Here is a 20,770-nt window from a genome sequence, read left to right as displayed (position 1 = left end):
GTGCGTGGGACGGCGGAGCCGGCCCACGCACCGCGGTCAGCTGGTGGCCAGCGACGTGTCGTCGACGACGAACGACGTCTGCAGCGAGGAGTCCTCGTTCATGAGGAACTTCACGGTCACCGTCTTGCCCTTGTAGGCCAGCACGTTGAACGACTTCTGCGTGTAGGTCGCGTTGGTGCCGACGTTGGAGTAGGTCGCCAGCGTGGTGGTGGTCCCACCGTCGACGACCTGCACCTTCATCGTGTCGTAGGCCGTGCTGCCGGACTCCGCGGTGTCGGTGCGCAGCCAGAAGGACAGCGACGCAGCGGTGGCGGTGGCCGGGATGGTCACGCTCTGCTGCTCGGTCTCGGTCGTCGTGGCGCCGTTGCCGCCCAGCCACATCTTCCAGGAGCCGGTGCGGGCCGGGCGCCCGGTGTTGTTGGTGATGGGGCCGGCCGAGCCGGTCCAGCTCACCGCGCCCGACTCGAAGCCGGGGTTGAGGAGCAGGTTGCCCCCGGTGGGCGGGGGCGTCGTGCCGCCGCAGGACTGGGTGCCGGCGGGCACCGCGATGGCCGTGAAGGCTGCCTCGACCGACTTGCAGGTCTGGCTGCTGGCGCCGTACAGCTCGATGGCCGAGGCGATCGCGCCCTCACGGGCGTTGAGGTAGGTGCTGCCGGACGTGAGCTTGGTCGAGAGCGTGCGGTACCAGACCTTCTCGATGTTGCTGCGGCCGCCGCCGGTGACGGTGGAGCCGTCACAGGTGGGGCTGTTGTAGGAGACACCGTTGACGGTCTTGGCGCCCGAGCCCTCGGAGGCGAGGTAGAACCAGTGGTTCAGCGGGCCCGACGAGTAGTGCGGGTCGAGGCTGCCGAGGGTCGAGGACCAGCAGTCCCTGGACGCGCCGTCCTTGCTCGGCTTGTCCATGTAGCGCAGCGGGGTCCCGTTGCCGTTGATGTTGATCTTCTCGCCGATGAGGTAGTCACCCGGGTCGGCGGAGGAGTTGGCGTACCACTCCACGGCGGTACCGAAGATGTCCGACGTCGCCTCGTTGAGGCCGCCGGCGTCACCGGAGTAGTTGAGGCCCGCGGTGTTCTCGGTGACGCCGTGGCTCATCTCGTGCGCGGCGACGTCGATCGACGTGAGCGGCTTCGCATTGCTCGCGCCGTCGCCGTACGTCATCTGGGTGCCGTCCCAGAACGCGTTGTTGTAGGCGTTGCCGTAGTGGACGCGGCTGCGCGCACCGGCTCCGGTGTTCCAGATACCGTTGCGGCCCAACACGTTCTTGTAGTACGCGAACGTCTTCTCCGCCCCGTACTGCGCGTCGACCGCTGCGGTCTGGCGCGACGAGGTGGTGCCGTTGCCCCAGACGTTGTCGGCGTCGGTGAACTGCGTTCCCGTGCCGGAGGTCGCGCCGTTGAGGTCGGTCGTGTAGTTCCCGATCGCGTCCTTGAGCTGGTAGGTGCTGCCCGAGAGGGTCGAGTTCAGCGTCACGGTGCCCGAGTACATCGAGTTGCCCGTGCCGTTCATGACCTCGTCCCACGAGGAGAGGACCGCACCGCTCTTGGCGTCCACGACGGTGTGCAAGCGGCTGGGCGTCTGGTCGGACCTGACACCTTCCGTGACGACGTCCCACGCGAGGCGCGGGGAGCCCGTGCCGGCCCAGACGACGAGCTCGCCGTCGTTCTTCTTCGGGGAGTATCCGGCGCGCTTGGCGCCCGAGCTCTCGGCGGAGGTCTCGGCGACGGACGGAGAGGTGGAGGCCACGGCCGCCTTCCCGTTTCCGTTCCAGCGCACCTGGCGCACGGACCCGGAGGGAGCCTTGTCGACGACCAGGTCGCCGCCGAGGACGCGCAGGCCCTTGTAGGTGCGGTCGTAGCGGACGTGCTCGGTGCCGTCACGGTCGGTGACGACGTTGCGCACGACCAGCTTCTCGTCGCTGGACAGGCCCAGCGCGGTGCGGTCCTTGTCGGCCCCGGCTTGGGCGGCGGTGACGCCCGGGGCCTGGGACGGAGCCGCCGCGGGGGCGGCGGATGCTGCGGACAGTGGGGTGGCCACTGCCGCGGCGACTGCGACGCCGAGTGCAGCGCCGGTGGACAGTCGGATCACGGGTTTCCTCTTCTCGGACAAGGGTGCGCGGGGAGTTCCTGCACCACGAGGCGACGTCGATTCCCCCTCCGTGAACGGCCACGTCGTGACCGTGGGCGTCGGCGCCGAGCCGACCCAACCCCGCGATCTGCCACAGGGTCAACGAATCTGGCGAAGACTTGACCAAATGCGTGGCAACCTGCGGCGAGAGCCGTCCAGGGCTGCCGAATCTTCTGCCGCAAGCCAAGATCGCGTCAGCACCAGTCCGCCCGGCACGGGCGGTTGTCCACGGCTCGGTACGCGCAGCCCACCATGTGGTCTGGCTGCGCCATCCTCCGCGCACCCAGCTGAGCAGGGAGGACGTAACCGCGGGGGTGCCTTCGTCGTTGTCCGTCCACGAGGGCGGTCACCGGACGGCCCGTGCACCGTGGAGGCCCGATGACGCGCCGACCCCCGAACCGTGCTCGAAGGCGCCGCGCCGCTGCGCTGCTCCCACTCGCTGCCATCGGCCTCGCGGGCGGCCCCGCCCTCGCCGCCGTGGCCGACCCCCTTGCCGGGACGCCCACAGCAGCGGGCAGCACCTCGAGCACGGCCCTGCAGCCCGTCGACACCTACACCGGCCTGCACTTCACCGTGCCGGCCGGCAACGACGACCTCGGCCGTCCGCAGACCTGCACCATCGACGCCGACCTCTACAAGCCGCACTCCGCCGGCCCCGCCGCTCGCGTGCCGGCCATCCTCACCACCAACGGCTTCGGCGGCAGCAAGGCCGACCAGGCGGGGCTCGGGAAGGCGTTCGCCGGGCGTGGCTACGCGGTGCTGTCCTACACCGGGCTCGGCTTCCCGGACAGCGGCTGCAAGATCTCGCTCGACGACCCGGGGGTCGACGGCGTCGCAGCGTCCTCACTCGTGACGTTCCTCGGCGGCGGGGGCACCGCGCCGTACAGCTCCTCGGACGTGGCGGGCGCGGCCGGCGGCGCCGGCACGCTGGGCGTGGACTTCACTGTCCTGGACGACGCCGCCACCCACGACCCGCGGCTCGGCATGATCGGTGGCTCCTACGGTGGGCAGATCCAGTTCGCTACTGCGGCAGGGGATTCACGCGTCGACACCCTGGTGCCGCTGATCACCTGGAACGACCTGCGGTACTCGCTCGCCCCGAACAACACCAGCCTCGCCCAGGGGGTCACCTACGCGAACTCGGCGCCGGGGACGCAGAAGATCGGCTGGACCGGACTGTTCTTCGGCGTGGGGATCCTCGACGGGCTGCAGGGCGCCGCGGTCGACCCCGCGCGCAACGTCGGCTGCCCCAACTTCGTCCTGGAGGCCTGCCAGGCGAAGGCGACCCTGGACACGATCGGCTACCCCACGTCCGACACCTACCGGCTCACCGACCGCGTGTCCGTGGCGCACTACATCGACAAGGTGACGGTGCCGACGTTCCTCATCCAGGGTGAGAACGACACCTTGTTCAACCTCCAGGAGTCGGTCGCCACCTACCGGTCCCTGAAGGCCCGGGGCGTCCCGGTGACCATGGCGTGGCAGTCATGGGGTCACTCCGGCGGCACGGGCGACAACACCGGCGCGGCCCCCGGTGAGCTCGACCTCACCGGCCAGCACATCGAGGACACCTACCTCGGGCTGCGCATCAGGAACTGGTTCGACCACCAGCTCAAGGGCTCGAAGGTCTCGACCGGCCCGGAGTTTGCGTACTTCCGCGATTGGGTGCCCTACACCGGCACGGCCGCCCCGGCCTACGCCAGCGCCTCGTCGTACCCGGTCGGCACGCGCCGCACGTGGTACCTCTCCTCGGCCGACGACCTCGTCACCTCGCGCAAGGCGGTCCTGCCGGGCTCGACGTCCTGGTCCAACCCAGGGTTGGGCGCCCCCGCCTCGTACAGCGAGGTGTCCGGCCTCGAGGGACAGGTGTCACTCCCGGCCGGGGTCACGACGCCATACGACACCCCCGGCACGTTCGGGGCCTGGTCGACCCCGCCCCTGTCCTCGCCGGTCGACGTCGTGGGCTCCCCCACCCTGGACGTGCAGTTCGACTCGCCGGCGGTCGCGCTGACCCAGGCGGCAGGCCCCAGCGGCCAGCTGCAGGTCTTCGCCAAGCTCTACGACGTGGCCCCTGACGGCTCGAAGACGTTGGTGCACAAGCTGATCAGCCCCGTGCGGGTCGCGGACGTCACCCAGCCAGTGCACATCGAGCTCCCGGCGATCGTCCACCGCGTCGACGCCGGGCACCGCCTCCAGCTGGTGCTGGCGAGCACCGACGCGGCCTACAAGAACGCCTATGCCGTGCAGCCGGTCACCGTGCACGCCTCTCCCACGTCCCCGGCCGCACTGAGAATCCCAGTGGTGCCGTAGGGGCACTGCGGCCTGCGTCGTTCGTCGACGCCCCAGCGCGTTTGGGGGCCAGAAGGTGATCTGTACGTCACCTTCTGGCCCCCAAACGCGAGGAGTCGGGCGAGAGGCTACTGCTGGGTGACGTTCGCCCGGACCCACTCGACGATCTCGGTCGTCGTGGCTCCGGGGGTGAAGACCTTGGCGACGCCGAGCCGGGTCAGCTCGGGGATGTCGCCGTCGGGGATGATGCCGCCGCCGAAGACGACGATGTCGGAGGCGTCGCGCTGCTCGAGCAGCTCCATCACCTTCGCGAAGAGCGTCATGTGGGCGCCGGAGAGGACGGAGAGGCCGACGGCGTCGGCGTCCTCCTGGATGGCCGCCTCGACGATCTGCTCGGGGGTCTGGTGCAGGCCGGTGTAGACGACCTCCATGCCGGCGTCGCGCAGGGCGCGGGCGACGACCTTGGCGCCTCGGTCGTGTCCGTCGAGCCCCGGCTTGGCCACGACGACGCGCAACGGTGAGCTAGTCATGGGCGCAGACTATCCACTCCGTGGACACATCCCGACACCGCGTGCGTGGACGTGCGCGCGGTGAGCGCGCGCGGACCGAAGGGCTGCACTAGGTTCGGAAGGTCATGTCGCAGAGCGTCACGCCCTCGCGCCGACCAGCCGCACCGAAGCGGCCCACGTCGGGTGCCTCCGCGCGCGCCTCGGCACCCAGCTCCGGCCCCGCCGCCCTGCGGTCTGCCGCGACGACGGCGGTCGGGCGGGCTGCGGGCCAGGTCGCCGCTGCCACGACTGCCGCAGCCGCCGCCGCCCAGGACGTGGTCGGAGGTGCGGCGAAGGCCTTGGCCACGCCGACCGGGCTCGTGGGCGCCGCCGTCGAGGCCGCGTGGCTGACGACCCACCTCGCCCTCTACCCGTGGGGCGCGTTCGGGCGCCACGGACGCGACAGCCACCTCGAGTACCGCGTGGAGCACCTGCCGCCCACCCAGCGCGGCCTCGTGGTGTCCGACGTCGAGGCGGCCGGCACGCCGATCCTGCTGGTGCACGGCATGGTCGACAACCGCTCGATCTTCACCCTCCTGCGCCACGGACTCCGGCGCCGGGGCTTCGGGCGCGTGACGAGCATGAACTACTCCCCCTTCACCGCCGACGTCCGCGTCGCCGCGGTGCGCCTCGCCGAGGAGGTCGAGGCCCTCGTCGCCGAGACCGGGTACGAGCGCATCCACGTCGTCGGGCACTCCATGGGCGGCCTCATCGCCCGCTACTACGTCACGCGCCTCGGCGGCGACGCCCGGGTGCACACCCTCGTCACCCTCGGCACGCCGCACCACGGCACCTACACGGCATACGGGTGGCACAACCAGCTCACGCGGCAGCTGCGGCCCGGCAGCGGGCTGCTGCGCGAGCTCGACCAGCCGGTGCCGGAGTGCCGGACCCGGTTCGTCGTGTACTGGTCGGACCTGGACCAGATGGTCTTCCCGCAGCGCAACGCGGCCCTGACCCACCCCGACCTGAGCGTGCGCAACATCGACCTGCACGGCGTCGGCCACATGTCGCTGCCCATCATCGGCAGCGTGGTGCACGGCATCTCCACGACGCTGGCCCACCTCGACGCCGAGGGCCACACCGTCACCCCCGGCGTGACCGAGCTGCCTCGCCGAGGCGCCTGACCGGCCTTCCTGCTCCCCAGGTCCGCCACCACGCCGTCGTGGCATCCGTGCAGGTCAGCGCGACGCGCGCAGATGTTAGTCGCCTCATCCACAAAGCGCATTTTGGATAACGAACTGGTCACGCTACCCTCGTGGCTTCCGTGTCCCCGCACGAAGGTCACCTCTCTGTGAGCTCCTCCCCCACGTACTCGGGCCGTCACCGCGCCCCGGGCCGCCACCGGGCGCCCCGGCGCGGACCCCGCCTCCCCGCAGGCTTCCGCGGCGGGTTCGTCCTCCCCAGCGCGGCAGCGGCTGCACTGGTCGTCACGGCCACCGGCGCCACCGTGGCCGAGTCCAGCCCCGCGCACGCTGCCCTCACCGGCAACAGCACGACGATGCAGGCGCGCAGCGCCGCGCTCGCGGAGTTCGACCACACGGAGTCCGTGCAGCAGCGCGAGGCCCAGAGCAGCGCCGTCGCCGCGCAGGTGCTCGAGACGCAGCGCAGGGCCGAGGTCGCCCGGATCGCGCGTGACGCCGAGCGCCGGGCCGTCGCCAAGCGACGCTCCGCGGCCGCCGCCGTCAAGAAGGCCGAGGCCGAGCGCAAGTCGCGCGAGGGTTGGGTCATGCCGATCAAGGGCGCGGTCTTCACCTCCGGCTACGGCTGGCGCTGGGGCCGCATGCACCAGGGCGACGACTTCGGCACTCCCGTCGGCACCCCGCTGCACGCGATGTCCACCGGCAGGGTCGTCTTCGCCGGCTGGCAGGGCGGCTACGGCAACAAGGTCGAGATCGAGTACTGGGACGGCACCGTCTCCGTGTTCGGCCACATGAGCAGCATCGGCGTCTCGGTGGGCGACAAGGTGGCCCCCGGCGACCTCGTCGGCGCGTCCGGCAACACCGGGCACTCCACCGGCCCCCACCTGCACCTCGAGATCCACCCCAACGGTGGCGCGGCAATCGACCCCGCCCCCTGGCTGCGCGACCACGGCCTGCAGTAGGCCCCGCGCCTCTCGCGTCTGCCGAGCCGTCTGGGCGGCTAGAGCTTCTCCAGGGGGGCGTAGCGCAACAGGAACCGCTTGACCCCGGTGTCGCCACCGAAGTCGACGTGCGCCTGCGTCTTGTCGCCCTCGCCCTCGGTCTTGACGACCGTGCCCATGCCGTAGCTGTCGTGGGTGACCTTGTCGCCGGCGTGCAGGGAGATGAGCGGCCGGTTGCCGGGCGACCGGACGCCGGGGCGCTGGGCCAGGCGGGCGACCGCAGGAGTCGAGGAGCGCCGGAAGCTGTTGGCGGCCTCGGCACGCTGCCAGTCGACCAGGTGGCCAGGGATCTCGTCGAGGAACCGGCTGGCCGGGTTGTACTGCGGCGCACCCCACGCCGAGCGGACCGCGGCCCGCGACAGGTGGAGCCGCTCGCGGGCCCGGGTGATGCCGACGTACGCGAGCCGGCGCTCCTCCTCCAGCTCCTTGGGGTCGCCGAGGGAGCGCAGGTGCGGGAACGTGCCGTCCTCGAGGCCGGTGAGGAACACGACCGGGAACTCGAGGCCCTTGGCGGTGTGCAGCGTCATCAGCGTCACGACGCCGAGGTCCTCCGCCTCCTCGCCGTCGGGGATCTCGTCGGCGTCGGCGACCAGCGACACCTGCTCGAGGAAGTCTTCGAGCGAGGCCACCTCACCGGTCTCCGCGCGGGTCTCGTCGAACTCCTGCGCGACGGCCACGAGCTCGGCGAGGTTCTCGATGCGGGTCTCGTCCTGCGGGTCGTGCGACGCGCGCAGCTCGGCGAGGTAGCCGGACTTCTCGATGACCGCCTCGAGCAGCGCGCCGACACCCTGCTCGTCGTCCTCGTGCACCCGGCCGAGCTCCTCGAGCAGGCCGGTGAACCCCTTGATGGCCGCGACCGAGCGGGTGGCGATGCCGGGGGCATCCTCGGGACGGCCCAGGGCCGCGACGAACGGGATGCGCTCGCGCTCGGCGAGGGCCGCGACGCAGGCCTCGGCCCGGTCGCCGATGCCGCGCTTGGGCACGTTGAGGATGCGCCGCAGGTTGACCGTGTCGGTGGGGTTGGAGATGACGCGCAGGTAGGCCAGGGCGTCCTTGACCTCGCGACGCTCGTAGAACCGCGTGCCGCCAACCACCTTGTAGGGCAACCCGACCCGCACGAACACCTCTTCGAGCGCACGTGACTGGGCGTTGGTGCGGTAGAAGACCGCGACGTCCTTGGGTTTCACGCCCGCGGTGTCGCCGAGCTCGTCGATCGTCTTGGCGACGAACGCGGCCTCGTCGTGCTCGTTGTCGCCGACGTAGCCTACGATGAGCGAGCCGTCACCGCTGTCGGTCCACAGGTTCTTCTTGCGTCGCTCGGGGTTCTTGGCGATGACCGAGTTGGCCGCCTGCAGGATCGTCTGGGTCGAGCGGTAGTTCTGCTCGAGCAGGATGGTCCGCGCGTCGGGGTAGTCCTCCTCGAACTCCACGATGTTGCGGATCGTCGCACCACGGAAGGCGTAGATGGACTGGTCGGCGTCGCCGACCACCACGAGCTCGGCGGGCGGCACCTCGGGGCCGTCACCGACCGGCATACCGGCCGAGCCCGCTGCCCCACCGACCAGCTCACGCACGAGCTGGTACTGCGCGTGGTTGGTGTCCTGGTACTCGTCGACGAGCACGTGGCGGAACCGGCGCCGGTAGTGCTCGGCGACGTCGGGGAACGCCTGGAGGATGTTGACCGTGGTCATGATGAGGTCGTCGAAGTCGAGGGCGTTGGCCTGGCGCAGGCGTCGCTGGTAGCCGGTGTAGGCCTCGGCGAGCATCCGCTCCTGGTGGGTGCCCTCCGCGACTCGGGAGGCGAACGTCTCCTCGTCGACCAGCTCGTTCTTCAGGTTGGACACCTGGTGGCTGAACGACCGCGGCGGGTAGCGCTTGGGGTCGAGGTCGAGGTCGCGCATGACCATCGCCATGAGCCGCTGGCTGTCGGCGGCGTCGTAGATGGAGAACGTCGACTTCAGCCCCACCTTGCCGGCCTCGCGGCGCAGGATCCGCACGCACGCGGAGTGGAACGTCATCACCCACATGGCCTTGGCGCGCGGCCCCACCAGGGCTGCGACGCGCTCGCGCATCTCGGCGGCGGCCTTGTTGGTGAACGTGATGGCCAGCACCTGACCGGGCTGCACGCCACGGGCGGCGAGGAGGTAGGCGATGCGGTTGGTGAGCACGCGGGTCTTGCCCGAGCCTGCACCGGCGACGATGAGCAGCGGCGACCCCTCGTGCAGGACGGCCTCGCGCTGCTGGGTGTTGAGCCCCTCGAGCAGCGCCTCGGGGTCGGCGTGGCCACCGGACCCGCCGTCGGGGTGGCCCTCCGCGGCGGCCTGCGCCCACGTGGGGACGCCACGCTCGTCCACGGCGGTCGCGCGGGCGGCGGCTGCCGAGGGTCGGGAGTCGGGGGACGGTGAACCGTCGAAGGGCAGGTCGTCGAACAGCGTGCTCATGTTGCCTCCAGCCTACGTGCCGCGGCCGACAGGTAGCGTCGCCGCATGACCCATCTCGTCCCTCCGCACGTGCGTCACCAGGACTCCTACCTGGCGGCGACGGACGAGTTCCTCGCCTCCGGGGAGCAGCGTGACGGCGACGGGGACTGGGTCCAGGAGCCGGAGGACGGCTACGCGGGGTTCGCGTTCAACCGGGACGGCCTGCGCGACCGCGGGGAGTTCGCGCGGTTCGTGGCGCAGCGGCGGCGCGCCTGCGACGAGGACGCGCCGCGCCGGCGCGGCTGGACCCCGGTGACCTTCCTGTGGATGGTGGACGGCGACGAGTACGTGGGGTCGCTGGCGATCAGGCACCGGCTGACCGAGCGGCTGCTCGAGGAGGGTGGCCACATCGGGTACAGCGTGCGGCCCACCGCCCGTCGGCACGGGCACGCGACGCGCGCCCTCGCGCAGGCTCTCGTGCTGGCCCACGGCGTCGTGGACGGCCCCCGGGTGCTCCTCACCTGCCTGGAGGAGAACGCCGGGTCGCGGGCAGTGATCGAGGCCAACGGCGGCGAGTACGAGGACAGCCGTGGAGGTGTCCGCCGCTACTGGCTCCCGACCCGTCCGGGCTGAGCCTCGAAGTCACGAAAACACGGTTGCCACGCCGCGTAGCGTGAGGACGTGGCCGACCAGACGCCCGTCCGGGACCTGTTGCGCGAGCGCCAGTTCGCGCTGCTGGTCAGTGCCCGGACGCTGTCGATGCTGGCCGTGGCCTTCGCCCCCGTGGCCCTCGCGTTCGGCATCCTCGACCTGCCAGGGGCCACCCCGACGACGCTGTCCACCGTCCTCGCCGCCGAGTCCATCGCAGTCGTCCTGTTCATCCTGGTGGGTGGCGTCGTGGCCGACCGCTACCCGCGCCACCGCGTCCTGCAGGTCGCCGAGTGGGTCAACGCCCTCGCCCACGCGGCGCTCGCCGTGATGGTGGGTACGGAGCACGCGCCCCTCTGGGGGCTGGCCGCCGCCGCCGTCGTGTCCGGCACCGCCACCGCCACGGTGTGGCCCGCGCTGACCGGCATCGTCCCCGAGGTCGTGCCGCCGGAGCACCTCCAGCAGGGCAACGCCGTGCTCGCCCTCGGCACCAACATCGCCAGGGTGGCGGGGCTGGTCGCGGGCGGGATCGTCGTGGCCGGCGTCGGCGGAGGCTGGGCGCTGGCGATCGCGAGCGCGTCGTTCGCCTGCTCGGGTCTCCTCGTGGCGCTCATGCGGCTGCCGGCGCGACCCGCCCTCGTGGCAGCGGCTGGGTCGGGGGCCTCTGGGTCGGGGGCCCCTGAGGGAGCTGTCTCTGGGAAGGCGGGCTCGAACTCGGCGCTGGCGGACCTGCGGGACGGCTGGGACGAGTTCCGCTCGCGGCAGTGGCTGTGGGTGGTGGTCGTGCAGTTCTCGGTGCTGGTCATGGTGTTCCAGGCCGCCCACCTCGTCCTCGGACCCGTGGTGGCCCGGGAGGAGCTCGGCGGACCCACCGCGTGGACCGCGGTCCTCACCGGCGAGGCGGTCGGCCTCATCGTCGGGGTGCTGGTGGCCATGCGCCTGCGGCCCCGGCGCCCGATCCTGCTCGGCGTGCTGCTCACCCTGGGCGCCGCGCCGCCATACCTCCTGCTCGGGGCCAGCGCCCCGCTGTGGGTGGTCGTGGCGTCGGCGTTCGTGCTCGGGCTGTGCTTCGACCTGTTCGGGATCCTGTGGCAGACGACCATGCAGCGTGTGGTGCCGCCGGCGGCCCTGTCACGGGTGAGCTCGTACGACGCGATGGGGTCGATGCTCCTCGGGCCGCTCGGGCTCGTGCTGGCCGGGCCTGCCGCGGAACACGTCGGTGCACACCGGGCCCTGGTGGTGTGCGGGGTCGTCATGGTGGTCACGACCCTGGGCGCGCTCGCCTCCCCCGGCGTGCGCAACCTCGTGGCGCCGGGTCCTGCAGCCGTGGCTCTGCCCGTCGGCAACCCCGAGGTCGACCCCGTCGCGCCACTTCCGTGAGCGGCGAAGTCTGGGACTTCGGGTCCTGGCGGCGGCCTGAGCGCCGAAGTCTGGGACTTCGGGCCACAGAGGGTGATTTGGCCCGAGGTCTGGGACTTCGGCGCACCATGGCCGGGGCGGGGGCGAGGTTCGGGGTCAGCGGGGGTGGTGGTGGCTGCTCGTGGGGGAGAGGGAGTCCGGGGCGCCGGACCAGGTGCCGGTACGCCGCGCGCGGGCCCGCGGCAGCGCGTCACGCACCAGCGGGGCCACCGCCGCGATCGGCGCCGGGCGCTGCCACGCGGAACGGAGGCGGGCACGCCGTTCGAGGTCGAGCTGCACCAGGACCTGCTCCACGGCGGCGAGCACCGAGCCCCGCAGCAGCCACAGCTCGAGCCGCCCCTCCGGCCGGCTCGTGAGCAGCTCGGTCAGGATCGCGCGGGTCTCCCGCAGGATCTCCAGGCTCTCGGCGAGGGCCTCCTCGGCCCGCTCCTGCGCGCCGCCGGCCTCGGCGTACACCAGGCGGCCGTAGGCCCGCAGGCAGTCGCCGACGTCACCCAGCACCACCGAGAACGCCAGCCGCGCGTCCTCGTCGAACGCGTCCTCGGGCATGACGTCGTCCTCGGGGCCGGCGCCCCCGTCCCGGTCGCCCCGGTCGTCCCGGTCGCCCCGGTCGTCCCGGTCGTCCCGGTGCTCGGGCGGCAGCTCGACGAGGATCACCGTGAACAGGGCCCGGATCGCGAGCACGGTGGCCTCGAGCCGGTCCAGCCCCTCACGCAGGCCGGGTTCGACGTCCCGCGTGGTCAGGGCCCGGGTGTTGAACCGGCGGCCCTCCTTGACCTGCGTCACCACGCTCGACGCCTCGGCGACGTGCGCGGCGACCCTCCGGGTCTCGTCGGCCCACTCCTCGACCTCGCTGCGACGCAGGCGTTCGGTCGCCATCGAGCGGGACGCCCGGTCGAGGCAGTCGGCGGTGGCGTAGGCGACGCGCAGGACGGCCGACCCCGCCCGGCCGCTGGGCACGGCCGACGGCAGCACGAGGTTGAAGACGACCCCGACCCCGGCGCCGACGAGGGTGAGGGCGATGCGCGCCTCGGCGGCGACGTCCGGTGAGCGCACCGCGAGGATGAGCATGGCGCTGATCGGCACCTCGAGCGCCTGCTCACCGAGACGGAACACGCGGGCGAGCACCAGCGACGCGGCGATCACGGCTCCGAGGCTCCACCACGACAACCCGGCGAGGGCGGAGAACCCCACGGCCACGAGCACGCCGGTGAGCACGGCGCCGACCCGCAGCACGCTCATCCGCAGCGTCGAGAAGGCCGACGCCTGGACCACGAGCAGCGCCGTCAGCGGAGCGGTGAGGTCGGTGGAGATGCCGGTGAGCCGGCCCGCGATGAGCCAGGCGATGACCGCCGCCGAGGTGAGCCGCAGCACCCACGCGAGCGTCGGTCGAAGCCGCACGGGCAGGTCGACCCATCGCGTCGGGCGTCCCGGCCAGGCGCGGTCGGCGACCACCGACAACCACCCGCGTACGTCCCTGAGCTCGGCCACGCACAGAGGTTCGCACGGTCGGGGCCGGGGCGACAGGCGAGCGCCGGGCCGACGCCGCGTCTACGGTGGCCGGGTGCGCGACCCACACCCGGTCACCGGGCAGCCGTTCACCTCGCCGGTGCCTCCGGGCACGGGGTGGCCGGGCGACCCCGCCACGGCCGGGACGCCCGTCGCCCGGACACCGGTGCAGGTCGTCCGCCTGGCCGGCTCCTCCCCCGACACCGCCGAGCTCGACGCCCGGGTGTCGGTGTGCCGTGCCTGCCCCCGCCTCGTGGCCTGGCGCGAGTCCGTCGCGACCACCGGGCGACGCGCATCGTTCGCCGACCAGCCGTACTGGGGTCGCCCCGGTCCCGGGTTCGGCGACCCCGAAGCGGAGGTGCTCCTCGTGGGGCTGGCCCCCGCGGCGAACGGCACCAACCGCACCGGCCGGATGTTCACCGGCGACCGCAGCGGCGACTGGCTGTACGCCGCGCTGCACCGCGCGGGGTACGCCAGCCAGCCGCAGTCGTGGGCCAGCGGCGACGGGTTGCAGCTCAAGGGGATCCGCATCGTCGCGGCGGTGCGCTGCGCGCCGCCGGACAACAAGCCCACCACCCTGGAGAAGGCGACCTGCTCGGCCTGGCTCGACCGCGACGTCACCCTCGCCGCACCACGGCTGCGGGCGGTGCTGGCCCTCGGATCGATCGGGTGGGACGCCGCGCTCGGCAGCGCGCGAAGGCTCGGCTGGGACGTCCCGCGCCCCAAGCCGAGGTTCGGGCACGGGGCCGAGGCGGTCCTCACCACCCCCGAGGGACGGCCGGTCCGGCTCGTCGGCAGCTACCACGTGAGCCAGCAGAACACCTTCACCGGCAAGCTCACCGAGGCCATGCTCGACGCCGCCATCGCCCGGTTGGCATAGTCGCGACATGGTCCTGCTGGCGACACCGCACCTGCGCTTCCACCGCTCCTTCCTCGCCGCGGCGGACGAGTTCGACGCGGCGGGCGAGTCCGCCCACGACGGCATCGTCAACTGGCCGGCCGAGGGCGACTTCCCCGGTGTCGTCTTCACCCGCGAGGCGCTGGAGGACCCCGCGGAGTTCGAGCGCCTCGTGGCCAACCGGGTCGGGGACGAGGACGAGGCGAGCCTGCGACCTCCGGGCTGGACCACCGCGACGTACTGGTGGATGGAGGACCCCGAGCGGCCCGACGAGTACGTCGGCTCCATCTCGCTGCGTCACCACATCGACCACCCGCTGCTCTCGACGGTCGGGGGCCACGTCGGGTACGGCGTGCGGCCGACCGCCCGGCGGCGCGGGTTCGCCAGCGACGCCCTGCGCCAGGTCGTGCCCCTCGCTGCCGCCCACGGTATCGACCGCCTGCTGGTCACCTGCGACCTCGACAACGTCGCATCCGCGCGGACCATCGAGGCGTGCGGCGGTGTCTTCGAGGGCGAGATGAGCGGCAAGCGCCGCTACTGGATCGACACCGGCGCCTGACCTCGCCGCCCGCGAGGGCCTCGCCTAGGGTCGGGCCATGGCTTCCGACACCGATGTGCAGACCCCCGGCGGCACCACTGCGCGGGCCCTGGTCGTGCCCCGCCACGGCGACTCCTCCGTCCTCGAGGTCCGGGACGTCGCGGTCCCGATGCCAGGTGAGGGCGAGGTGCAGGTCGAGGTCGCGGCCGTCGGCGTCAACTTCATCGACGTCTACCAGCGCCAGGGCGTCTACCCCATGACGACCCCGTTCGTGTCCTGCTCCGAGGGCGCAGGCACCGTCACCGCGGTGGGACCGGGCGTCGACGGGGTCCAGGTCGGCGACCGGGTCGCCTGGGGGCAGGAGCTCGGCGCCGGGGCGACGGTGGTCAACCGTCCGGCCGACGTCCTGGTTCCCGTCCCGGACGGCGTCGACCTCGACGTGGCCGCGGCCGCGATGCTCCAGGGCATGACCGCGCACTACCTCGTCACCTCCACGTACCCGGTCGGCGAGGGGACCGTGGCGCTGGTCCACGCGGCGGCCGGCGGGGTGGGGCAGCTGCTCGTCCAGATGGTCAAGGCCAAGGGCGGACGGGTCATCGCGACGGCGGGTTCGGCGGCCAAGCTGGAGATCGCGCGGGCGCTCGGCGCCGACGCCGTCATCAACTACGCCGAGGTCGACGACCTGGCCGCCGAGGTGCGGAAGGCCAACGGGGACAAGGGAGTCGACGTCGTCTACGACGGGGTCGGCAAGGCGACGTTCGACGCGTCCCTCGCGTCCCTGCGCCCCCGGGGGATGATGGTGCTGTTCGGTGGCGCGAGCGGGCAGGTGCCGCCGCTGGACCTCCAGCGGCTCAACAGCGGCGGCTCGCTGTTCGTCACCCGCCCGACGCTCGGCCACTACACCGCCACCCGGGAGGAGCTGCTCGAGCGCGGCACCGCGGTGCTCGGCGACATCGCGGCCGGGAGGCTGCGCATCGACATCGGTGGCCGCTACCCGCTGGAGCAGGCGGCCACCGCCTACGACGACCTCGAAGGGCGCCGGACCACCGGCAAGCTGCTCCTGCTCCCCTGACGCTGTCGCCGACCCGCGGCAGGATGGGGCCATGGTCGAGCAGGAGACCTCCGGGTCGGCGGTCGTGCGGCGCTGGGTGCTGCACGTCGACCTCGACCAGTTCATCGCCGCGGTCGAGGTGCTGCGGCGGCCCGAGCTGGCAGGACTCCCGGTCGTCGTGGGCGGGCGCGGCGACCCCACCGAGCGGGCCGTGGTGTCGACCGCCTCCTACGAGGCCCGCGAGCACGGCGTCCACTCGGGCATGCCCCTGCGGCTGGCGGCACGCAAGTGTCCCGACGCGGTCTTCCTCCCCGTCGACGGCCCGGTCTACGACGCGGCCTCGGCCGAGGTGATGGCGACGCTCAAAGGCGTGCCCGGCGCCGTCGTCGAGGTGCTCGGGTGGGACGAGGCGTTCGTCGGCCTCGAGACCGACGACCCCTGGGCCTGCGCCCGCGCCATCCAGGCAGCGGTTCTCGAGCGCACCGACCTGCACTGCTCGGTCGGGGTCGGCGACACCAAGGTCCGCGCCAAGATCGCCACCGACTTCGGCAAGCCGCGCGGGGTGTTCGAGCTGACCCGCGACAACTGGTTCGAGGTGATGGGCGAGCGGCCCACGACGGCCCTGTGGGGTGTGGGCTCGCGCATCGCGGCTCGCCTGGCCAAGCACGGCTACGCCACCGTGCGCGACCTCGCCGCCGCCGACGAGGCGGTGCTCGTCGGCGAGTTCGGGCCGTCGATGGGGCCGCACTACGGGCGGCTCGGGCGCGGCGACGGGTCGGCGACGGTGGACGACACGCCATGGGTCGCCCGTGCGCACGGGCGCGAGACGACCTACCAGCAGGACCTCGTGTCGCCCGAGGAGGTCGAGGAGGCGATCGCGGTGCTCGCCCGGCAGGTGGTGGAGGACATCCGGCGCGAGGACCGCGCCTGCGCCCGGGTGCACCTCAAGGTGCGGTTCGCGCCGTTCTTCACCACCACGCGCATCCGCAAGCTGGCCGAGCAGACGTTCGACCCGGCGGTCATCGCCGCCACGGCGCTCGACCTGCTGCGGGCCCTCGGTGACGACCGGCCGATCAGGCTGCTCGGCGTGCGCGCCGAGATGGTGCCGCCCCCGGGTGGGTATGCCGCGCCGCGCACCACGGGCCGCGGCGGCCCCTCGGCCCGCTGACCGGGCGCCGGCTGGGGTGCCGGGGGCTTGAGTGCCGGGGGCGTGCGTTCAGCTCCAGACGGCCGCGATGACGACGTTGACCACGCCCAGGGCGCCGGCGGCACGGATGAGGGCGCTGCCGTCCTGACCGCGCTTCGTGCGGGCGCGCCCGATCTCGAGGAGGGCGACCACGGCGATGGCGACCAGCAGCTTCACACCGATCTTGGTGTGGTTGAGGTGCTCGTCGAGCGAGCTGACGCCTTCCGCGAGGCCCACGAGCACCAGCCCGGTGACGAGCTGCGCGCGAGCACCCCAGGCCATGACCGTCGTGGAGGAGGCACCGGTCAGCAGGACCAGCCAGCCACCGACGAGGGCGGCCATGCCGAGGAGGTGGGCAACGACGAAGAGGTCGTACACGAGCTGCATACCGAAGAGCCTATCGGCGCCGCCTGTGCCCTCTCCGGTGCACGCCTCCGGCCTCCCGGCTGCACGAGGTGCCGCGCCACAGCGCGCGGGTTAGCGTCGAGGAACAGCCGCTGAGCAGGGCGGACACCGAGATGACGACGAAGGAACCACCGTGACCGACTCCCACCACGCCACCGCCACGACCCACGACCCCGAGGCCGTCGCCACCGTCCGCGACCTCATCAAGGACGAGCGCACCTGCATGCTGACCACCGTCGCGCCGGACGGGTCGCTCGTGAGCCGGCCGATGGCCACGCAGGAGGTCGAGTTCGACGGCGACCTGTGGTTCTTCGCCGAGGCCTCCTCCCCCAAGGTCGCCGAGGTGCAGGCCGACCCGCGCGTCAACGTCGCCTACGCCGGCTCGTCGTCCTGGGTCTCCGTGTCGGGCACCGCAGAGGTCGTGCGCGACCCCGCCAAGAACGAGGAGCTGTGGAACCCGTTCGCGGAGGCATGGTTCGCCAAGGGACCGCAGGACCCGAACGTGGTGCTGGTCAAGGTGCGTGGCGAGAGCGCGGAGTACTGGGACAGCCCCGGCGGCCGGGTCGCGAGCGTCATCGCACTCGTCAAGAGCAAGGTCACCGGCGACAAGCCCGACGTCGGCGACAACGAGACCGTCCAGCTCTGACCGGTCGGAGCCTGCAGGGGCCGTCGCCGGCGTCAGAGGAGGCGGCGGCCCATCGCCCACGCGGTGAGCTCGTGGCGTGAGGACAGCTGCAGCTTGCGCAGCACCGACGAGACGTGGGTCTCGACCGTCTTCACGGAGATGAACAGCTCCTTCGCCACCTCCTTGTACTGGTAGCCGCGGGCGATGAGGCGCATGACCTCCCGCTCGCGGGCCGAGAGGCGGTCGAGCTCCTCGTCGACCTCGGCGATCTCGCCGGCGGCGGCACCGAACGCGTCCAGCACGAACCCGGCCAGCCGGGGGCTGAACACGGCGTCCCCGTCGGCGACGCGCTGGATGGCGCGGGTGAGGTCGTTCGCCCCGATGGTCTTGGTGACGTAGCCCCGGGCGCCGGCGCGGATCACGGCGATCACGTCCTCGGCAGCGTCCGAGACCGACAGCGCCAGGAAGCGCACGGGCTGCCCGTCGGCGGTGGTGAGGCCCCGGCACCCGTGGAGCACGTCCACTCCACCGTTGCCGTTGCCGCCGGGCAGGTGCACGTCGAGCAGGACCACCGGCGGCCGCGTGCGGGTGATGACCGCGACGGCCGTGTCGACGTCGGGCGCCTCGCCCACGATCGTCACGGTGCCACCGAGCTCCGCCTTGACCCCCGACCGGAACATCCGGTGGTCGTCGACGAGGACGACCTCGACGGGCTTCTTCTCAGGCGTGTTCACGGGTCTCCTCTGAGGTGGCGGGGACGGACTGCGCGGGGTTCGGCTGGGCGGGGCTCGGCTGGGCGTGGCTCGGCTGGGCGGCGTTGGGCTGGGCAGCGGCGGTGGCGGCCGGGAGGGTGAGCACGACCTCGGTACCGTGCTCGAGACGGCGTACGCGCGCGGTCCCGCCGTGGCGGTCCATGCGGCCGAGGATGGACTGGCGCACGCCCAGCCGGTCCTCGGGCACCTCCTCGAGCTCGAAGCCGGGGCCGTGGTCGCGGACGAACGCCTCGACGCCGAGCGGGCCCACCTCGAGGTAGAGCGACACCGGGGGCTGGCCGTGGCGCACGGCGTTGAGCAGGGCCTCGCGCACCGCCCGGCTGAGGGCCAGGCCACCGTCGTCGAGCGGGCGGTCGCCGGTCGCGACGACGTCGATCGGGGTGCCGTGCAGGTCCTCGACCTCGTGGGCCACCTCGGCCACGGCGGCGGCGAGGGTCGCGTCGCTGTCGGCCGGACCGGCGTACAGCCAGGCGCGCAGCTCGCGCTCCTGGGCGCGGGCGAGCTGGTTGACCGCGGCCGGGTCGTCGGCCTTGCGCTGGATCAGGGCGAGGGTCTGCAGCACCGAGTCGTGCAGGTGGGCCGCGATGTCGGCCCGCTCGGTCGCGCGGGCGCGCTCGGCCTGCTCGTGCCGCAGGTCCGACCAGAACCGCAGGCCCCACGGCGCCGCAACGAGCGCGATACCGGCGAGCACCGCGACCACGGCGGCACCGATGTCCCAGATGGCCTCGAGCGACCGGCCGCGGGTCGCCATGATGACCAGGCCGGCGAGGGCGAGCACGCCGCCGAACACCAGCCGGGCCGCGCTGAACCGTCGCGTCCCGCTCTCGGCGCCCAGCCACCGCCCACGCTGCCGGTCGTCGAGCTGCGACCACGCCAGCACCGCTCCGGCGGCGACGACGAGCAGGGGCAGCAGGATGCCGAGGCGGGCGTTGAGGCCGGCGTTCTGGGCCACCACGACCAGGCCGAGCGCCAGCATGAGGCCGCCGACGAGCAGGACCCGGGTGGCGTCGCGCTCGGCCTCCAGGACCGGCCCGCCGCTGACGGGGTCGCCGCTGACGGGGTCGCCCGCGACGGCTGCCGGGTCGGCCGGGTCGACGGCGCGGCGCCGGCCGTCGACGACCCCGCCGCGGGACAGCGGGGTGAGCGCCCAGAGGAAGACGTAGGCGACGAGCCCGGCACCGGTGGGGATGGACAGCACCACGAACAGGATGCGCACCCACCGCACCGACCAGCCGAGGTGCGCCGCGAGCCCCGCGGAGACACCGGCGATGACCCTGCCCTCGGCCGGCCGCGTGAGGGTCGGCCGGGCGACGCGGCGCTCGGCGAACCTGGTGTCCGTCGGCGGGACCGGCCGCTCGTAGGGGGTGGGCATGCCCTCATCCTGACGCACCCCGGCCCCGAAACCGAGCCTGCTCAGGGTGCTGGAGGGCCGCGTCAGGGTCCGTTCAGGGTCGACCCTCATGGTTGCGCGCCCCGCCCGGCGACACGATGGATGACATGACCCAGACCCATGGGCCCGCCGCGGGCCCGACGAACAACGAACAGGCCTCCGGCATCGACCGGTTCTTCGACTGGCTGAGGTCCATCGACCTGCGCCGCGACGGCGAGGACAAGTGGCTGGCGGGCGTGTGCTCCGGCATCGCCACCCGCCTCGGAGTCGACCCGATCGTCATCCGCGCGGTGCTGGTCCTGCTGGTCGTCATGGGCGGCCTGGGCATCACCGTCTACCTCATCGCCTGGGCGTTCCTGCCCAACGACAAGGACGACATCGTGGCCGAGCGGGCCCTGCGCGACGGCGACGTCCTCGGCATCATCCTGCTGGTCGTGATCGGCCTGTCGCTGGTCGGCGGCACCGGGTTCGCCCGTGACACGCCGGGCATGGGGTGGGTCTGGTGGGTCGTGATCCCCGTCGGCCTGGTGGTCTGGCTGGTCACCCGCAGGCGCGGCCAGGAGGCTGCACCCGTGGCCGGCCCGACCCCGTACGCAGCACCCGGCGGCACCCCGCCCACCGCGACCTACCCCGCCTCGCCCACCACGACGTACGGCTCCTCGTCCGCACCGTCAGCGATGGCGTACGGCGCGGCTCCCGAGCCGGCGACGTACGGCACCACCGCTGCGCCCACCGCCGGCGGCGCGGCACCCCAGGCTCCGTACGGTGCCGCGACGCCCCCCGGGGCCGGCTCTCCCCCGGCAC

Annotated in this window: 18 protein-coding genes; 11 read left to right on the top strand and 7 right to left on the bottom strand. The window is 72.8% G+C overall.

Annotation, left to right across the window (positions count from 1 at the left end):
* Positions 1-36: 36 nt before the first annotated feature.
* A complete protein-coding gene (locus AB4Z02_RS17865; protein WP_441972644.1) occupies positions 37-2,085 on the bottom strand; it encodes a M4 family metallopeptidase in 2,049 nt (682 codons plus the stop codon).
* Positions 2,086-2,502: 417 nt separating this feature from the next.
* Between AB4Z02_RS17865 and AB4Z02_RS17860 the strand changes: the two genes are divergently transcribed.
* Complete coding sequence (locus AB4Z02_RS17860) at positions 2,503-4,434, top strand: CocE/NonD family hydrolase (protein WP_441972642.1); 1,932 nt, start codon at positions 2,503-2,505, stop codon at positions 4,432-4,434.
* A 107-nt stretch (positions 4,435-4,541) separates the two neighbouring features.
* Here the strand turns inward: AB4Z02_RS17860 and AB4Z02_RS17855 are convergent, their stop codons facing one another.
* On the bottom strand, positions 4,542-4,943 hold the full coding sequence (locus tag AB4Z02_RS17855) for a cobalamin B12-binding domain-containing protein (protein WP_056882411.1): 402 nt from the start codon (positions 4,941-4,943) through the stop codon (positions 4,542-4,544).
* Positions 4,944-5,047: 104 nt separating this feature from the next.
* On the opposite strand from AB4Z02_RS17855, the gene AB4Z02_RS17850 reads away from it, so the two are divergent.
* Both AB4Z02_RS17850 and AB4Z02_RS17845 read left to right on the top strand, forming a co-directional pair.
* Positions 5,048-6,088 (top strand): lipase family alpha/beta hydrolase, encoded by a 1,041-nt coding sequence (locus tag AB4Z02_RS17850; RefSeq protein ID WP_441972640.1) that lies wholly within the window; start codon positions 5,048-5,050, stop codon positions 6,086-6,088.
* Positions 6,089-6,255: 167 nt separating this feature from the next.
* Positions 6,256-7,065, top strand: a complete 810-nt coding sequence (locus tag AB4Z02_RS17845) for a M23 family metallopeptidase (RefSeq protein WP_441972638.1) — start codon at positions 6,256-6,258, stop codon at positions 7,063-7,065.
* Positions 7,066-7,103: 38 nt separating this feature from the next.
* Here the strand turns inward: AB4Z02_RS17845 and pcrA are convergent, their stop codons facing one another.
* The gene (gene pcrA / locus AB4Z02_RS17840) at positions 7,104-9,545 is read right to left on the bottom strand and encodes a DNA helicase PcrA (RefSeq protein WP_441972636.1); all 2,442 of its coding nucleotides are present in this window, start codon (positions 9,543-9,545) and stop codon (positions 7,104-7,106) included.
* Positions 9,546-9,590: 45 nt separating this feature from the next.
* Between pcrA and AB4Z02_RS17835 the strand changes: the two genes are divergently transcribed.
* Entirely contained in the window at positions 9,591-10,157 is a 567-nt protein-coding gene (locus tag AB4Z02_RS17835) for a GNAT family N-acetyltransferase (RefSeq protein WP_441972634.1), read from the top strand.
* 48 nt (positions 10,158-10,205) lie between these two features.
* Positions 10,206-11,552, top strand: coding sequence for an MFS transporter (locus AB4Z02_RS17830; RefSeq protein ID WP_441972633.1), 1,347 nt, complete (start codon positions 10,206-10,208; stop codon positions 11,550-11,552).
* A 135-nt stretch (positions 11,553-11,687) separates the two neighbouring features.
* Here AB4Z02_RS17830 and AB4Z02_RS17825 read toward each other — a convergent pair whose 3' ends face one another.
* On the bottom strand, positions 11,688-13,082 hold the full coding sequence (locus AB4Z02_RS17825) for an FUSC family protein (protein ID WP_441972631.1): 1,395 nt from the start codon (positions 13,080-13,082) through the stop codon (positions 11,688-11,690).
* A gap of 73 nt (positions 13,083-13,155) precedes the next feature.
* On the opposite strand from AB4Z02_RS17825, the gene AB4Z02_RS17820 reads away from it, so the two are divergent.
* Genes AB4Z02_RS17820 through AB4Z02_RS17805 form a run of 4 tightly spaced genes read left to right on the top strand, consistent with a single transcriptional unit; the run spans position 13,156 to position 16,755 of the window.
* On the top strand, positions 13,156-13,980 hold the full coding sequence (locus AB4Z02_RS17820; RefSeq protein WP_441972629.1) for a uracil-DNA glycosylase: 825 nt from the start codon (positions 13,156-13,158) through the stop codon (positions 13,978-13,980).
* Positions 13,981-13,987: 7 nt separating this feature from the next.
* On the top strand, positions 13,988-14,557 hold the full coding sequence (locus AB4Z02_RS17815) for a GNAT family N-acetyltransferase (protein WP_441972627.1): 570 nt from the start codon (positions 13,988-13,990) through the stop codon (positions 14,555-14,557).
* 37 nt (positions 14,558-14,594) lie between these two features.
* The gene (locus tag AB4Z02_RS17810; RefSeq protein ID WP_441972625.1) at positions 14,595-15,608 is read left to right on the top strand and encodes a quinone oxidoreductase family protein; all 1,014 of its coding nucleotides are present in this window, start codon (positions 14,595-14,597) and stop codon (positions 15,606-15,608) included.
* Between the two features lie 31 nt (positions 15,609-15,639).
* Positions 15,640-16,755 carry a DNA polymerase IV gene (locus AB4Z02_RS17805; RefSeq protein WP_441972623.1) on the top strand — a complete coding sequence of 372 codons (1,116 nt, stop codon included), beginning with the start codon at positions 15,640-15,642 and terminating at the stop codon, positions 16,753-16,755.
* 48 nt (positions 16,756-16,803) lie between these two features.
* On the opposite strand, the gene AB4Z02_RS17800 is transcribed toward AB4Z02_RS17805, so the two are convergent.
* Positions 16,804-17,160, bottom strand: a complete 357-nt coding sequence (locus AB4Z02_RS17800; protein ID WP_056882401.1) for a hypothetical protein — start codon at positions 17,158-17,160, stop codon at positions 16,804-16,806.
* A 151-nt stretch (positions 17,161-17,311) separates the two neighbouring features.
* Here AB4Z02_RS17800 and AB4Z02_RS17795 point away from each other — a divergent pair, with 151 nt between their 5' ends.
* Complete coding sequence (locus AB4Z02_RS17795; protein WP_082590025.1) at positions 17,312-17,824, top strand: pyridoxamine 5'-phosphate oxidase family protein; 513 nt, start codon at positions 17,312-17,314, stop codon at positions 17,822-17,824.
* A 32-nt stretch (positions 17,825-17,856) separates the two neighbouring features.
* On the opposite strand, the gene AB4Z02_RS17790 is transcribed toward AB4Z02_RS17795, so the two are convergent.
* On the bottom strand, positions 17,857-18,537 hold the full coding sequence (locus AB4Z02_RS17790) for a LuxR C-terminal-related transcriptional regulator (RefSeq protein WP_056882400.1): 681 nt from the start codon (positions 18,535-18,537) through the stop codon (positions 17,857-17,859).
* Positions 18,524-19,948 carry an ATP-binding protein gene (locus AB4Z02_RS17785; protein ID WP_441972621.1) on the bottom strand — a complete coding sequence of 475 codons (1,425 nt, stop codon included), beginning with the start codon at positions 19,946-19,948 and terminating at the stop codon, positions 18,524-18,526. Before AB4Z02_RS17785 ends, AB4Z02_RS17790 begins: the two co-directional genes overlap by 14 nt.
* Before the next feature lie 125 nt (positions 19,949-20,073).
* Here AB4Z02_RS17785 and AB4Z02_RS17780 point away from each other — a divergent pair.
* Positions 20,074-20,770 (top strand): PspC domain-containing protein (locus tag AB4Z02_RS17780; protein ID WP_441972619.1); only part of this gene is annotated, 697 nt, incomplete at its 3' end.

Source organism: Pedococcus sp. 2YAF34 (genome assembly GCF_052114585.1).
GTDB lineage: Bacteria > Actinomycetota > Actinomycetes > Actinomycetales > Dermatophilaceae > Pedococcus.
This window is presented reverse-complemented; position numbering and strand designations above follow the sequence as displayed.